The organism is Bartonella bovis 91-4, assembly GCF_000384965.1.
Taxonomy (GTDB): domain Bacteria; phylum Pseudomonadota; class Alphaproteobacteria; order Rhizobiales; family Rhizobiaceae; genus Bartonella; species Bartonella bovis.
In genome coordinates this window covers 867,701-882,797 of the sequence record NZ_CM001844.1, presented here as the reverse complement: position 1 = coordinate 882,797, position 15,097 = coordinate 867,701, and the positions used below count along the sequence as shown (strand labels likewise).

Annotated in this window: 8 protein-coding genes; 5 read left to right on the top strand and 3 right to left on the bottom strand. The window is 36.2% G+C overall.

Annotated elements, in window-relative coordinates:
* Positions 1–9 precede the first annotated feature (9 nt).
* Entirely contained in the window at positions 10–1,359 is a 1,350-nt protein-coding gene (gene glmU / locus BBBE_RS03805; RefSeq protein WP_010701278.1) for a bifunctional UDP-N-acetylglucosamine diphosphorylase/glucosamine-1-phosphate N-acetyltransferase GlmU, read from the top strand.
* Between the two features lie 171 nt (positions 1,360–1,530).
* On the top strand, positions 1,531–3,354 hold the full coding sequence (glmS, locus tag BBBE_RS03800) for a glutamine--fructose-6-phosphate transaminase (isomerizing) (RefSeq protein ID WP_010701277.1): 1,824 nt from the start codon (positions 1,531–1,533) through the stop codon (positions 3,352–3,354).
* A 359-nt stretch (positions 3,355–3,713) separates the two neighbouring features.
* Here the strand turns inward: glmS and recG are convergent, their stop codons facing one another.
* Positions 3,714–5,822, bottom strand: coding sequence for an ATP-dependent DNA helicase RecG (recG, locus tag BBBE_RS03795; protein ID WP_010701276.1), 2,109 nt, complete (start codon positions 5,820–5,822; stop codon positions 3,714–3,716).
* A 336-nt stretch (positions 5,823–6,158) separates the two neighbouring features.
* Here recG and dnaE point away from each other — a divergent pair, with 336 nt between their 5' ends.
* Positions 6,159–9,647, top strand: coding sequence for a DNA polymerase III subunit alpha (gene dnaE / locus BBBE_RS03790; protein WP_010701275.1), 3,489 nt, complete (start codon positions 6,159–6,161; stop codon positions 9,645–9,647).
* Positions 9,648–9,708: 61 nt separating this feature from the next.
* On the opposite strand, the gene BBBE_RS03785 is transcribed toward dnaE, so the two are convergent.
* Together BBBE_RS03785 and BBBE_RS03780 are read right to left on the bottom strand one after the other, a co-directional pair.
* Positions 9,709–10,935: an FAD-binding protein gene (locus BBBE_RS03785; RefSeq protein ID WP_035464656.1), complete on the bottom strand. Its 1,227-nt coding sequence runs from the start codon at positions 10,933–10,935 to the stop codon at positions 9,709–9,711.
* Positions 10,936–10,956: 21 nt separating this feature from the next.
* Complete coding sequence (locus BBBE_RS03780; RefSeq protein WP_010701273.1) at positions 10,957–11,205, bottom strand: zinc-finger domain-containing protein; 249 nt, start codon at positions 11,203–11,205, stop codon at positions 10,957–10,959.
* 186 nt (positions 11,206–11,391) lie between these two features.
* Here BBBE_RS03780 and BBBE_RS03775 point away from each other — a divergent pair, with 186 nt between their 5' ends.
* Both BBBE_RS03775 and ppx read left to right on the top strand, forming a co-directional pair.
* Positions 11,392–13,575 carry an RNA degradosome polyphosphate kinase gene (locus BBBE_RS03775; protein ID WP_010701272.1) on the top strand — a complete coding sequence of 728 codons (2,184 nt, stop codon included), beginning with the start codon at positions 11,392–11,394 and terminating at the stop codon, positions 13,573–13,575.
* A 7-nt stretch (positions 13,576–13,582) separates the two neighbouring features.
* Entirely contained in the window at positions 13,583–15,094 is a 1,512-nt protein-coding gene (gene ppx / locus BBBE_RS03770) for an exopolyphosphatase (protein WP_010701271.1), read from the top strand.
* The last annotated feature ends 3 nt before the right edge of the window (positions 15,095–15,097 follow it).

Genomic DNA, 15,097 nt, shown 5'->3' with positions numbered 1-15,097 from the left:
GTGTGTTTTATGGTTAGAAGTTGTCTTTCTATTATTCTTGCGGCAGGGGAGGGAACACGCATGAAGTCGTTTCTCCCTAAGGTACTTCATAAGATAGCAGGATTACCACTTATATGCCATGTGATAAAGCAAATAGAGTTGGCAGGTTTTTCACAAATAGCGGTTATTGTGGGAGCTGGTGGTGAAGATGTTACTAAGGTTGTTCAATCATGTGTAAAAGATGTCATGATTTTTGAGCAAAAAGAGCGTTTAGGAACTGCTCATGCTGTTTTATCTGCTCGATTAGCTTTACAAAAAGGGGTGGATGATGTCCTAATTATCTTTGGTGATACTCCTTTGATTGAACATACTTCATTGACACGGATTCGTGCTCCTCTTGCTATGGGAACAGATGTTGTTGTTGCTGGCTTTTATGCTCCTGATCCAATGGGATATGGCCGTCTTATCGAAAAAAATGGTAAATTTATAGCTATTGTAGAAGAAAAAGATGCAAGTAATGAAGAGAAAAAGAATTCTTTTTGTAATGGCGGAATAATGGCTATTAATGGAAAGTATGCACTTTCTCTCTTAGATAAAATTAGTAATAATAATGCGCAGCGAGAATATTATCTAACAGATATTGTTTCTATTGCATCACGTGAAGGATTAAATGTTCAAGTCATTGAAGTACCTTTTGATAATGTTATAGGGGTTAATAACTGTTTTGAGCTTTTTGAAGTTGATACTTTATGGCAGAAACGTAAAGCACGTGATTTCATGTTATCTGGTGTGATAATATTGAAACCAGAAAGTGTTTATTTTTCTTATGATACAGAAATTGAACCAGATGTTCTGATTGAGCCAAATGTTTATTTTGGGCCGGGGGTAAAAGTGCAGTCTGGTGCAGTTATTCGTGCATTTAGTTATTTAGAAGGGGTTTTTGTTGGTGCAGATACGCAAATTGGTCCTTATGCACGTTTACGTCCTGGAACAGAGTTAGCACAATCAGTTAAGGTTGGGAATTTTTGTGAGATTAAGCAAGCAAAAGTGGGGGAAGGTGCTAAAATTAACCATTTGAGTTATATTGGTGATGCAGAAATTGGTGCGCATACTAATATCGGAGCGGGTACGATTACGTGCAATTATGATGGCTTTCATAAATATAAAACTATGATTGATGACAATGTTTTTATTGGATCTAATTCAGCGCTTGTTGCTCCATTGATTATCGGGAAAGATTCCTATATCGCTTCAGGAAGTGTTATCACTGAAGATGTTCCTGTAAACAGTTTGGCTTTGGGACGTGCACGCCAGGTAATAAAAGAAAATCGTGCAACAAAATTGCGTGCGCATTTATCAATAGACAAACAAAAAAAGTAAATATTTCAATTTCTTTTTTGGTTTTATGGTGATCTAAACAATTGTGATAAAAATTTATCCTTTTATTATTGGCATATTCTATTTCATATGGTCGCTTAAAATTTTAAATGGGGTTAGTCTAATATTTATTGGGACTGTTATAAATCTAAGGATGTAGATTGGAGTTTTCTAATGTGCGGAATTATCGGAATTGTTGGAAATAAACCTGTTGCATCCTATCTAATTGATGGTTTGAAGCGTCTTGAATATAGAGGTTATGATTCATCTGGTTTAGCAACGGTCTATAATAGGAACCTTTATCGTATTCGAGCTGAAGGTAAGTTAGCTCATTTAGAAGAAAAGCTAAAAGGCACACCTTTGAAAGGTAATTTAGGGATTGGTCATACACGTTGGGCTACACATGGCATTCCTGTAGAACGCAATGCTCATCCCCATATGACTGATCGGCTTGCAATTGTGCATAATGGTATTATTGAAAATTTTATAGAATTGCGAAAAGAACTTATCGAAGATGGTTATACCTTTGAAACGGAAACTGATACCGAAGTTATTGCTCATTTAATTACCCGTGCATTAAAAGATGGGCTTTCTCCGCAAGAAGCGTCGCGCACAAGTTGGAAAAAATTAAAAGGTGCTTTTGCAATTGCTCTTATTTTCGAAGGTGAAGATAATTTGATGATTGCTATTCGTTCAGGCCCCCCTTTAGTGATTGGCTATAGTGAGGATGAATTTTTTGTAGGATCAGATGCAATTGCTTTAGCTTCATTTACAAATCGTATAAGTTATATGGAAAATGGGGATTTGGCTGTTCTCACGCGTGAAGGGGTAACAATTTATAATGCAGATGGTCAGCAGACAAAACGCCCTATTACAACACTGTATGACGGAACTTTGTTGGTTTCCAAAGGTACTCATCGTCATTTTATGCGCAAAGAAATATTTGAACAACCTGATGTTATTTCTCATAATTTAGCGCGTTATCTTAACCTTGGAAATTATACGGTTCGCCCACTTGAAAATTCAATTGATTGGAAAAATGTTAACCGATTATTATTTGCAGGTTGTGGAACTGCTTATTATTCAACCTTAGTTGCACGTTATTGGTTTGAAAGCCTTGCTGCTTTAAGTGTTGATAATGATGTGGCTTCTGAATTTCGTTATCGGGAACCACCTATGACAACTGATACATTGTCGGTATTTGTTTCTCAGTCTGGTGAAACAGCAGATACATTAGCATCTTTGCGTTATTGTAGAGATTGCGGTGTCAAAACAGCGACAGTTGTGAATGTTGAGCAATCAACAATGGCACGGGAAGCTGATTTTGTTTTACCAACATTAGCTGGTCCAGAAATTGGTGTTGCTTCAACAAAAGCTTTTATCTGTCAATTATCTACACTTGCTTCAATGGCTCTGTGTGCAGCTAAGCAACGTGGACATCTTTTAGAAACTGTAGAACAGCAGTTAGTTCAACAGTTAGCAGAGGTGCCACGAATTTTAAATGAGGTTCTAAAACTCGATAACACAATTGAACGCATTTGTCATGATTTAGTGAATGTAAAAAGTGTTCTTTATCTTGGGCGTGGTATTTCTTACCCAATTGCTTTGGAGGGAGCACTCAAACTGAAAGAACTTTCTTATATTCACGCTGAAGGTTATGCAGCAGGTGAATTGAAACATGGGCCGATTGCATTAGTTGATAATACAATACCAGTTATTGTTATTGCACCTTATGATAAATGGTTTGAAAAAACTTTTTCTAATATGCAAGAAGTGGTAGCGCGCAATGGTCGTATTATTTTGATAACGGATAAAAGAGGAATGGAAGCCGCACGTTTTAGTTCTTCGTCGACTATTATTTTGCCAGAGATTCCAGAATTTATTGCACCTATTATTTATACTTTGCCTATTCAATTAATCGCTTATCATACAGCTGTTTTATTGGGAACAGACGTTGATCAACCTCGTAATTTGGCAAAATCAGTAACAGTCGAATAAAAAATGATTTTATCTCTTTGAGAGGCGTTAGAATTGCTTAAAAATAAAAGTCATAATACAATAATAGCTTAAAATTGGCATTCATTATCAAAAATGAGCGTTTTATTTTCTAATTAAAGTCTGTTTTACTATAAGAATATTTATCAATTTACTGTTTGGGTTATTAAGAAGGAATAGGATAGTTCTTTTAAAAAGGTGTGAGTAAAATAATATATTTCATTTTCCAATTTTTTGTTCTTTAAAACTCAGATATTTATTTAATCTACACGTAGGCTTTTGCAAAAATGCTCTTGTTAGGATAATTTAAATTTGTTCAGCAATAGAATTTTAGATGATTTTTTTGTAAATATGTTTAAAAATTAGCCTGAACGTAAAAGCTGAATAGCGTCATCGTGTCCAAAAAGGTAGAGAAGTAAGCGTAAAGCTTGTCCTCGTGGTGAGGAAAAATCAGAATCGTGTTGCAGGAATAACTGTGCATCCTTTCTTGCCATTAACAAAAGCTTATGGTGCACTGTAAGGTTTGCTATGTGAAACTCAGGCATACCAGATTGTCGTGTTCCTAAAAGCTCACCTTCTCCTCGCAAACGCAAATCTTCTTCAGCAATTTTAAAACCATCTTCTGTATTACGTATAATATTAAGACGTGTTGCAGCCATTTTTGTAAGTGGAGCTTTATATAATAAAATACAGGAAGATTTTTTTTCTCCTCGTCCAACACGTCCGCGCAGTTGGTGTAATTGAGAAAGACCAAAATGCTCTGCATGTTCAATTATGATGATTGAGGCATCAGGAATATCTACTCCCACTTCAATAACTGTAGTTGCAACTAAAATACATGTTTCTCCACATTTAAAAGATGCTATTGCTGCATTTTTTTTAGCGGTGGACATTTTTCCATGTATCATACCAACACGTGCACCAAATCGTTTATGGAGAATGGCAAAACGGTTTTCAATCGAAGTAAGTTGAAAGTTTTCTGATTCTTCTACCAAGGGGCAGATCCAATAAAGTTTTTCTCCTTTTTCTAATGCAACTGCAATTCGCTCTATAAGTTCATCGATCCGTTCCAAGGGAAGGATTGCTGTAGTGATTGGTTTTCGTCCAATTGGCTTTTCTGTAATTTTTGATACATCCATATCACCAAAGGTTGTTAATACCAGCGTGCGTGGAATAGGGGTAGCTGTCATTACTAATATATCAGGTTTATGACCTTTTTCTGTAAGGGCAAGACGTTGATTTACTCCAAAACGATGCTGCTCATCAATAATGGTTAAAGCAAGATTATTATAAGTAACATTTTTTTGTATCAAGGCGTGGGTGCCGATGATAATAGAAGTTTTTCCTGACAAAATGTCCCCAAGGATATTGATGCGCGATTTTCCTTTTTCTCGCCCAGTTAAAAGAACTGTTTGTAAACCAATTTTTTCAGCAAGAGGGGCAATCATAGTAAAATGTTGTTGTGCAAGCACTTCTGTAGGTGCCATTAAGGCAGACTGACCTGAATTTTCAGCAATTTGCGCCATTGCTATTAGTGCAACCACAGTTTTTCCTGTTCCTACGTCACCTTGGAGAAGTCTTAACATAGGTTCAGGTGAGGCTAAATCGTTTGCAATATCTTGTATTGCTTGCTTTTGTGTATTTGTCAGTTGAAAGGGTAAGGCTTCAAGCAGTTTTTCTGTATAAATGCCTGTTGGTGGGCGAGAGGCACCTGAAAGAGATTTTGTTTTTAAACGTACAAGACCAAGAGCTAGCTGACCAGCAAGAAGTTCATCGTAGGCAAGACGTTGACGTGCTTCACTTTTTAAAGCTAAATCGTTAGGGTCTGTGGGTGCATGAATACGATGCAAAGAATCAGAGAAAGAAGAAAATTGTTGCTGTTTTTTAAAGTTTTCCTCTATCCATTCTGGCAAAAGAGGAATACGCTCAAGAGCACCTTGCATTGCACGTTTTAGTGCTCTTGCCGATAGTCCAGCGGTAGAAGGATAAATAGGTTCGATTAGTGGCATCTGATTTAGCTTTTCGCTGGGTGCTATATGATCAGGGTGAACTATTGAAAGCTGTCCATTAAACCGTTCAACTTTCCCTGATACAATTACTTTTTTTCCTTCAGGAAGCTGTTTTTCTAACCAAGAATGTTGAGCGTGAAAAAACACTAAATTTATGTTTCCTGTTTTATCATGACCAATGACACGATAAGGTGATCGGTTATTGCTATTTGGTGGCGGTCGGTGTTGATCAATTATGATTTCAAGAGTAACAATTTTTCCTGTTGGTGCAAAAGCAATATCAGGCCGCATTCTTCGGTCTATAACAGAATGAGGCATGAGTTGGAGCAGTTCAATTATGGTCGGTTCACGTTGTGAGAGATTGACGTTTAAAACTTTAGCCAGTAAGGCATATATTTTGGGGTTCACTCCTGGAAGAGTGCGAATGGAGGTTGAAAGAAGATTAAAGAGGTTTGAATACATAAGGAAATTTAGCCTTCTCTTTTTATTTTTTCTAGTACTTTAAAAGAGCTTTTTGGGGATAAATTACTTAGTTTGTGAGAATAAATTGCATTATTTTTAATTTTAAGCCTTGGATAGAAAGAATAAAAAAATAAATTAACAAATACGATAAGAACAGAGCAAGAAGGGTAGCTAATATTGGTAATATTATATATTGATATGAAGAAAATTGGAGTACTTTCCGGATGCGATAATGCTAAAACTATAAATTGAATATGGGGGAACTAGAGCACTTTTTATTATGAGACAAATAATAGTTACAATTTGGCATTTATGTTGTAATGGGAAATTGTGAAAATGCCAGCAAAAGAAAGAAAAATACTAAAAGATAAAAATTCTCTTCCTCGCTTTATTCATTTGAGGGTGCATTCAGCTTATTCGCTTCTTGAAGGGGCTTTGAAAATTAGGCAAATTATTCAGCATGCAATTTCTGATAATGCACCAGCAATAGCTATTACAGATACGAATAATTTATTTGGTGCTTTAGAATTTTCTCAGTATTGTTTTACAGATGGTATTCAACCTATCATTGGTTGTCAGCTTGCGATTGATTTTGACCGTGAAAATTATGATCCACGTTTAACCAAACCTCGTCACCCTTCTGATTTTGCTTCTATTGTATTATTTGCTGCTAGCGAAGTAGGTTATGCTCATTTAATTCGCCTTGTTAGTCGCGCTTATCTTGATAAGCATGATACGGATCCTCCTCATATTAAGGCTGATTGGCTATTATCACAAAATGAAGGAATTATTGCATTAACTGGGGGGGGCAGTGGCCCTATTAATTTGGCTTTAACAGAAAATAAAAAAGAGCGGGCTGTTGAGTATTTAACTTATTTGAAGCAAATTTTTGGTGATCGTCTTTATGTTGAATTACAACGACATAGTTCTTACGATCGGAAAGTTGAAGCTGCACTTGTTGAATTAGCTTATGCGCATGAAATTCCTCTTGTTGCAACTAATGAAGCTTTTTTTCTGAATAAAGAAGGGTACGAGGCTCATGATGCGTTGATGGCCGTAGCAGAGGGGCAGATTGTTTCTAATCCAAATCGCAGGCGTGTAACGCCAGATCATTATTTGAAGTCACAAGATGAAATGATTTCATTATTTTCTGATCTTCCGGAAGCTTTAGAAAATAGCGTTGAAATTGCGTTACGTTGTCATACTTTTGTACCAACTCGAAAGCCTATTTTACCCCGTTTTACAGAGCGATCTGTAGATCCAGATTCTGCTTTAGAGGAAGAAGCTAAGGAATTATTAAATCAGGCTAAAGCTGGTTTAAAAATGCGTCTTGAAACAATTGGTTTGGCTGAAGGTTATACAGTTGAAGATTATGAGCAACGACTGGATTATGAAATTTCAGTTATTACACGTATGCAGTTTCCGGGTTATTTTCTTATCGTTTCGGATTTTATAAAATGGGCAAAAATCCATGATATTCCTGTCGGTCCAGGGCGTGGCTCTGGCGCTGGTTCACTTGTTGCTTATGCTTTAACTATCACCGATGTTGATCCTTTACGCTTTTCTCTCTTGTTTGAGCGTTTTCTCAATCCAGATCGTATTTCCATGCCAGATTTTGATATCGACTTTTGTCAAGATCGACGGGAGGAGGTTATTCATTACGTTCAGGAAAAATATGGTCGTGATCAAGTAGCTCAAATTATTACATTTGGTAAATTACAGGCACGTGCGGTGTTACGTGATGTTGGACGTGTTTTGGAAGTGCCTTATAGTCAGGTTGATTACCTTACCAAATTGGTTCCTGCTATGCCTGGTAGTAATGTTGAATTAGCGGTGGCTATTCGAGATGAACCTAAATTTAAGGAAGAAAAGAAGAAGAATCCTGTTATTGGGCGTATGTTGGATATAGCGCTTCAGCTTGAAGGGCTTTATCGCCATGCATCAACTCATGCTGCAGGAATTGTTATCGGCGATAGACCGTTGTCAGAGCTCGTACCAATGTATCGTGATCCACGTTCTGATATGCCAGTTACCCAATTTAATATGAAATGTGTTGAGCAAGCTGGTTTGGTAAAATTTGATTTTCTTGGTTTAAAAACACTTACTGTTTTAAAAATGGTTACGGATTTTGTTGCACGAAAAGGTGTAAAAATAGATTTGTCGAATATCTCTCTTAATGATGAAACGACTTATACTATGTTAGCACGTGGTGAGACAGTTGGTGTATTTCAAGTTGAAAGTTCTGGTATGCGTAAGGCACTTATTGGGATGAAGCCAGACCGCATTGAAGATATTATTGCACTTGTAGCACTTTATCGCCCTGGTCCAATGGAGAATATTCCAACATATAATGCACGAAAACATGGGAAAGAGGAAATTATTTCTATTCACCCTAAAATAGATCACCTGGTTAAAGAGACACAAGGTGTTATTGTTTATCAAGAACAGGTTATGCAGATTGCGCAGGTACTTTCTGGTTATTCTCTTGGAGAAGCAGATTTATTGCGCCGAGCTATGGGTAAAAAGATCCACAAGGAAATGCAAAAACAGCGTACACGTTTTGTAAGTGGTGCTGTTGATGGCGGTATTGATAAAGATCAGGCTGATATTATTTTCGACCTTTTGGCAAAATTTGCAGACTATGGTTTTAATAAATCGCATGCTGCCGCTTATGCAATTGTTTCATATCAAACAGCTTATATGAAAGCACACTATCCAGTTGAATTTTTAGCTGCTTCCATGACATGTGATATGACAAATACGGATAAATTGAATGATTTTCGACGCGAAGCATTAAGGCTAGGAATTGAGGTTATTGCACCTTGCGTACAAACATCGTGTCGTGTTTTTGAAATTGGTGAAGAATGTATTTATTATTCCCTTGCTGCAATTAAAGGTATAGGGGATTTAGTGGTTGATCATATTGTTGCTTGTCGGGGAGATAAGCCTTTTAAAGATCTGGAAGATTTTTGTGAGCGTATTGATCCTCGTATTGTTAATAAACGTGCGATGGAAAGTTTGATTTATGCAGGTGCTCTTGATTGTTTTCAGGTTACACGTGAGGTCTTATTGGCAAGTCTTGGAACTCTTAATGCGCGTGCTATTCGTATTCTGGATAATAATTCTAGTGGGCAGACTGATATATTTGGAATGATGGGTGGGCCGAAAGAACCTTTGATTTTATCGCAAGCATCTCCATGGTCTTTGGCCGAAAAACTTCATCATGAATTTCAGGTAATAGGTTTTTATTTTTCTGCTCATCCTTTGGATGAGTATCAAACTATTCTTACGAAAAAACGCGTTCAAATTTGGAGTGATTTTGCTGATGCAGTTAAAAAAGGTGCAACTGCTGCTCGGCTTGCTGGGACTGTTGTGGCAAAACAAATTCGTAAAACAAAATCTGGTAAGAAAATGGGTGTTATCCAATTTTCTGATACAAGTGGGCACTATGAGGCAGTTATATTTTCTGAGGGGCTTTCTATTTATGAGGATATGTTAAAACCGGGAAAATCTTTTATTGTTACAGTGATTGCAGAAGATCGCTCTGAAGGAATTGGTTTACGTATTGAAACTGTTCAGTCCTTAGAAAAAGAATCAATAAGGGATCGTAAAACAATGCGCGTTTTTGTAAAAGCAGCAGATATTCTTCCACAAATTGAGCAATATTTAAAATTTGGTGGCAATGGAGAAGTAGCGTTTATTCTAATTCAAGAAGATGGGTTACGGGAAGTTGAAGTTATGCTTCCAAAGCGATACAAGGTGAATTTACAAGTAGCGAATGCTATAAAAGCAATTCATGGTGTGATCAATGTAGAGTTGAGTTAAAAAAACAGTGAAGTGACTGTTATTTAGAGTGCAGATTTTGTAATTTTTTACTATATTATTTTTAAATGTTATTTTTTGCCAGATTCATGGCATCATAAGTGTAAAGCCAGTCAAGGTCGGATATAATATTTTCTGATGAACGAATTTTCATTATAAAGTTGCGTGCAACTGCTAAAGGACCAGTTGCGTGATAGACTAGTCTATTAAAATCTCCACGTTTTTTTATGGCTGTAACGCGGGGCTTGCGTATTTTTTCATAAAGTGAAATGGCTTCAGTGAGTGAAAGGTCACTGATTGAGAGTACTTCTGCTAATGTGGCAGCGTCTTCTATTGCCATAGCAGCGCCTTGTGCTGCAAAAGGTAAGGCGGCGTGCGCACAATCACCAACGAATATTTGATGTTTTAAACCTACAAAACGATCATAATTCATTTGAAACAGTGGCCAATAATTCCAATTGTCAATATGATCAAAAATTTCAAGGATTTTAAGATTCCAGTTATTGAAAAGGGCTTTGAGCTTTTCTTTATCTCCTTTTTGATTCCATTCTTTTTGTGAATTATCTCCATGAGTGATAGCTACAAAGTTAAAAATTTTTGCTGATTGAATGGGGTAGACAACAAGATGGTTTTTAGGTCCCATCCATGCAGTAATTGTTTTGATATTTTGTAATAAAGAACAAAAATTTTGAGGAAGATTTTCGAATGTTGCCGTTGCACGCCAAGCAATTAAACCACTAAAATCTGCCATTTCATAAAAAGGGGCAAGTTGGCGTAATTTTGACCAAACGCCATCGCACCCAATAAGAAGTGATGTTGAATAAAATTGCTTAGTTAATTCTTTTACTTTTATAGTTTCTATATTAATACTGTGATTTGTAGTTGGAGTAGACGATACGATATTTTCACCTAATTTGCATGTGATAAGAGGGTTTTCAAGAACAGCATTGTATAAAACTTTCTGCAAATTAGCTCGATGAATCGTAATATAAGGAGCTTTCCAGCGTTTTTCAGATAAATTGATAAGATCAACATGAAAATACGTTTTTAAAGATATACCGTCTTTTAGCTCAAGAAAATGCGGTTTAAGACCTAATTCGATTAATTTTTTTAGAACTCCCCAGCGGGCAAGAATGCGTGTTGCATTTGGGGTGAGTTGAATACCAGCGCCTGCACTATCGAGTTGTTTACATTTTTCAATAAGAGTACTTGCAATTCCCTTCTGAGCGAGTGCTAAGGCAGAACTTAAACCAGCAATTCCTGCTCCGATAATGATTGGCGGTTGATCAATAATAGCCATTTGCATTAAAAGTTATAGAGGATTATTTACGTGATATATGCATCCTACAGGATTTGTTTGGTCAAAAGACAATGAATGATTATAACGGTAAAGTGTTGAGCAATAAGGACAAATTTTTTCGTCATCTGCTCCCATATCAATAAAAATATGAGGATGATCAAATGGTTCTGTAGCACCTACGCACATGAATTCTTTTACACCAATTTCAATTATTTTATATCCACGGTCATTTTGGAAATAGGGAATATTGTGGTCGGACATTGTGTACAAGCCTCCAGATAAATTGTCTGATAAGACGTGATTGGGATTAAATATTTTAAATCACACGTTAACTTTATTAGTTTGTAATCAAATCCACTATAATGCAAGATGCTTTTTAGGACAATTTGCAAATGAGGATTCTTCTAATTATTTTAAATTAATATAAAGGCGGATTATCTGAGGTATATGAAACAGACGGTAACGGATCAAATTGCTACTCAAAATATAACAATGCAAGATCCAGCACGATTTATTAATCGAGAATTTTCGTGGTTAGAATTTAATAATCGTGTGTTAATGGAGGCTGCTAATTCGAAGCATCCTTTATTAGAGCGCCTACGTTTTCTTGCGATTTCAGCGACTAATCTTGATGAGTTTTTTATGGTCCGTGTTGCTGGTCTTGTTGGTCAAATTTGTGCAGGGATTGTAGAGTGCAGTGCAGATGGACGCACCCCGCAGGAACAACTTGATTTTATATTAGCTGAGATTTCATATCTGCAAACTAATCAACAACAAAAATTTTGCATTTTACGTCATGAATTAAAACAAAATAATATTGAAATTATTTGCTCTGATAGCCTTTCAAAAATTGAAAAATTATGGCTTGAAAAACATTTTCTTAACACGATTCTTCCTATTTTAATGCCCTTATTCATTGATTCTTCTTGCTCTTTTCCGTTTATTCCTAATTTAAGGCTTTCTATTGTATTCCAATTATCGCGTCATGTTGATCAACGCCTTGTAACAGCATTATTGTATATACCGACTGATCTGAAACGTTTTATTCTACTTCCCCAAGAGAAAAATAGTTTTCGTTTTATTGCGTTTGAAGATGTTATTGGTCTTTTTGTTAGCCATTTATTTCCTGGTTATGAAGTTAAGGGAAAAGGTATATTTAGAATTATCCGTGATAGTGATATAGAGGTAGAAGAAGAGGCTGAAGATCTTGTTCACCTTTTTGAAACTGCACTTAAAAAACGTCATCGTGGGCAAGTCATTCGAATTGAATTTGATGTAAAAACACCTGAAGATTTGCGTCAATTTATAACAAATGAACTTGCAGTTCCTGATAATTGTATCAGTACTTTAAATGGGTTGTTAGCGCTTGATATGATATCAGAAATTGCTTCTATCCCACGTGATGATTTGAAGTTTGTTCCTTATAATCCTTATTTTCCTGAACGTATTCGTAAGTATAATGGTGATTGTTTTGCAGTTATTCGTGAAAGTGATATTATTATTCACCATCCTTATGAGTCATTTAATTTTGTTGTGCATTTTTTACGTCAAGCTGCTCAAGATCCTGATGTTATTGAGATCAAGCAAACTCTTTATCGTACATCGAATGATAGTCCGATTATTGGTGCTTTGATTGATGCTGCCAAACAGGGTAAATCAGTGATCGCTTTGGTGGAACTTAAAGCACGTTTTGATGAAGAAGCTAATATTCGTTGGGCACGTGATCTTGAACGTGCGGGTGTTAAAGTTGTTTTTGGTTTTATTGAGCTTAAAACACATGCTAAAATGTCTTTAGTAGTGAGACGTGAAGAGAATAATCGTCTTCGCTTTTATGTGCACCTTGGAACGGGTAATTATCATCCAGTTACCGCTAAAATTTACACTGATCTTTCTTTTTTTACCACTGATGATGGCATTGGTCATGATGTTGCATTACTTTTTGATTATATTACTCAATATAAACAACCAAAGGAAGCAATGAAAATTGCTTTTTCTCCATTAACATTGCGCAATCGTATTCTTGAGCATATCGAAGAGGAAACTATCAATGCGCAACAAGGGCGACCTGCTGCTATTTGGATGAAAGTAAATTCGTTGGTTGATCCTGAAATTATTGATGCTTTATATCACGCCAGTCAAGCCGGTGTAGAGATTGATTTAGTTGTCCGTAGTATATGTTGTTTAAGACCTGGTATTCCAGGAATTTCGAATAATATTCGTGTAAAATCAATAATAGGGCGATTTCTTGAACATAGCCGTATTTTCTGTTTTGGTAATGGTGAAGATTTACCGAGTGAAAATACCATAGTTTATTTTGGTTCAGCCGATATGATGACACGTAATCTTGATCATCGTATTGAAGTATTGATTCCAATTTTTAATAAGGCAGTTCATCAACAAATTCTTTTACAAATTATGTTGGCTAATATTATTGATAACCAACAAAGCTTTGATATATTGAGTGATGGAACATCAAAACGTATAATACCGTTAAAAGGTGAAAAACCATTTAATGCGCAGGAGTATTTTATGACCAATGCAAGTCTTTTTGAGGGGGGCAAATCTTTTAAGTCTTCTGCTTTACGTTTAATTGCATTGCGTCGGCAGAAAAAAAAGATAGATAAAGACTGAGATATCAATGACATATACAAATGCTCAAGGTCGGCTTAAAAGGCGTAAACCCGTTGCTGTGATCGATATTGGTTCAAACTCTGTTCGGCTTGTTGTTTATGAAGGTCTTGTACGCTCACCAACAGTTTTATTTAATGAAAAAATTCTTTGTGGCCTTGGTCAAGGTGTTACAAAAACTGGCTTTTTAGAAGAAAAATCAACTGAAATGGTGTTGCACACATTAAAACGATTTTGTGCACTTTGCCAACAAATTGGTGTAGATAAGATTCACGCTTTAGCAACAGCAGCAGTGCGAGAGGCTAAAAATGGGGAAGCTTTTATTCAAAGTGCTGAAAAAATCTTACACGATAGAGTACGCATTCTTTCAGGAAATGAAGAGGCGGTTTATTCCGCTTATGGAGTTATTTCCACCTTTTATCGGCCAAATGGTGTTTCTGGTGATCTTGGTGGTGGAAGTCTTGAACTTATTAATGTCTGTGATTCTAACTTAGGTGAAGGGATAACACTACCATTGGGTAGTTTGCGGCTGCAGTATATGTCTAATAACAATATTGCTGCAGCAGCAAAGATCGCTCATGAAAAACTTTATGAAGCTTCTTTTATGCATAAAAGTATGCCATCTTATTTTTATGCAATAGGTGGTACATGGCGTAATCTAGCAAAACTTCATATGGCAGCTAAACATTATTTGTTACCTGTTGTTCACGGCTATGAAGTTGATGCACTTGAGATGAAAGATTTTTTGTACCGTGTAGTTAGCGATAATATTGATAACTTGAAAGGTATTTCAGCTATTTCAAAAAATCGTCGTCAACTTTTAGCTTATGGAGCGGTCGTTCTTATTGAACTTATCCAGTATATAGGTTTTAAAAAAATAGTTTTTTCTGGCGCTGGAGTTCGTGAAGGTTTTCTCTATTCACAATTATTGCAAGAAGTTCGCATTTCTGATCCTTTAATTGTAGCGTGTAAAGAGATGGCTATTTTACGGGCACGCTCACCAAAGCAGGCAGATGAACTTATTAGTTTTACTACAAATGCATTTGAAACTTTTGGAATTTCAGAAACTGAAGATGAATATCGTTATCGTAAAGCTTCTTGTCTTCTTTCTGATATTGGTTGGCGTATACATCCAGATTATCGAGGTAATGAAGCAGCTAACCAGATAGCGTTAGGATCCTACCCAGGGATTTCTCATGAAGGGCGCATTTATGCTGCATTAGCTATTTTTTTTCGTAATGCGGGTTTATTTGCCGATAAAGAAATTCCAGATGTTCTTAAATTAGCGACTTGTGATATGGTTGAAAAGGCACGTATTCTTGGGGGGGTTATGCGTATTGCTAATCTTTTTAGCGCTTTTACTACAGGTATTTTACTTGATCTATTATGGCAGAAAAAACAAGATCATGTTATATTGCGCATTCCAATGCGTCATGCTGATTTAATAGGAGAACGGCCTTTGGGGCGATTGAAACAATTATCGAAAATAACAAAATTACCTCTGACATTTGAAATTTCATGATTC

Excerpts from the sequence above, each read along its gene's own strand:
- glmS (WP_010701277.1), top strand. The coding sequence starts at position 1,531 with ATGTGCGGAATTATCGGAATTGTTGGAAATAAACCTGTTGCATCCTAT.
- BBBE_RS03775 (WP_010701272.1), top strand. The coding sequence starts at position 11,392 with ATGAAACAGACGGTAACGGATCAAATTGCTACTCAAAATATAACAATG.
- recG (WP_010701276.1), bottom strand. The coding sequence starts at position 5,822 with ATGTATTCAAACCTCTTTAATCTTCTTTCAACCTCCATTCGCACTCTT.
- ppx (WP_010701271.1), top strand. The coding sequence starts at position 13,583 with ATGACATATACAAATGCTCAAGGTCGGCTTAAAAGGCGTAAACCCGTT.
- dnaE (WP_010701275.1), top strand. The coding sequence starts at position 6,159 with ATGCCAGCAAAAGAAAGAAAAATACTAAAAGATAAAAATTCTCTTCCT.
- glmU (WP_010701278.1), top strand. The coding sequence starts at position 10 with ATGGTTAGAAGTTGTCTTTCTATTATTCTTGCGGCAGGGGAGGGAACA.
- BBBE_RS03780 (WP_010701273.1), bottom strand. The coding sequence starts at position 11,205 with ATGTCCGACCACAATATTCCCTATTTCCAAAATGACCGTGGATATAAA.